At 56.4% G+C, this 992-nt stretch carries 1 protein-coding gene; it reads right to left on the reverse strand.

What is annotated here, in order from left to right; translation table 11 throughout:
• Positions 1-825 (reverse strand): transposase (locus KTN04_RS16590; RefSeq protein WP_217336334.1); only part of this gene is annotated, 825 nt, incomplete at its 3' end.
• Positions 826-992 lie beyond the last annotated feature (167 nt).

Genomic DNA, 992 nt, shown 5'->3' on the forward strand with positions numbered 1-992 from the left:
GCCCGTGACCGGCATGATGCGTGACTGTGGATCCGTGAGATTCACCTGATCCTTATCGCGTGGGCCTCCCATCGGAGGCTTGGGATCACGCCCACGCGGCTTTTTACCTGCCTTTCGCTGTGCATCGCGATTGGCTGTTTTATCCTGGTAAGCGGTTTGTTCTGCGGCATCCCGTTCTTGCGCACGGGCTTCAATTTTGATCTTCGCCTCTGCAATGGCCGCCAAACGGGCTTCACGCCGTGCGATTTCGGCCGGAATGTCCATACCATCGGTCGCGACATCGTTGTCGGCCGCTTCGGCCCGTTGAATCAAGGCGTTTACCTCGGTCTTGAGCTGAGCCTCCAGCTTCTTGGCATGTCCATAGGACAGCGCCTTGTGCTTGCTGGCATTGGCTTTAACTTTGGTGCCATCGAGGGCGATGGTGCCGAACTTGAGCAGTTTCATCTCACGTGCCAGCAACAGTACCTGAACAAACAGTTGTTCCAGCTCAGGTAAAAAGCGACGGCGGAAAGTGGCCAGCGTATCGTGGTCGGGATGGGTGTTCGCGGCCAGGTAGCGGAAGGCAATCGAGTCGTAGGTGGCGCGTTCGATCTTGCGACTGGAGATCACGCCAGTGGCGTAGCCGTAGATCAGCAGGCTCAGCAATACCGCAGGATGATGCGCCTTATGGCCTCGGCCAGCGTACTGCTGTGTTAACGCAGACAAGTCCAGCTGTTCGACCACATCGACGACAAAGCGCGCCAGGTGCTCATCAGGCAACCACTCATCAACCGAAGGTGGCAGTAGGTAGTCGGTCTGGCGGTCTACTGGAATAAAGCGGCTCATGATGACGTTCCGGTCGTAGCTCGATGACAGGTGGATTATCTCACAGGGCTATCGAAAACCCGACAGGCTGCTAGGGAAGGTGTGATCAAGTTCGCCACATGGGATAATGCTGACTGCACATGATCGAGGACGTATCAGATGGATCAGCAACTTACATTCGCGGACAG

The organism is Marinobacterium weihaiense, assembly GCF_019061305.1.
In the GTDB taxonomy this organism is placed as follows: Bacteria; Pseudomonadota; Gammaproteobacteria; order Pseudomonadales; family Balneatricaceae; genus Marinobacterium; species Marinobacterium weihaiense.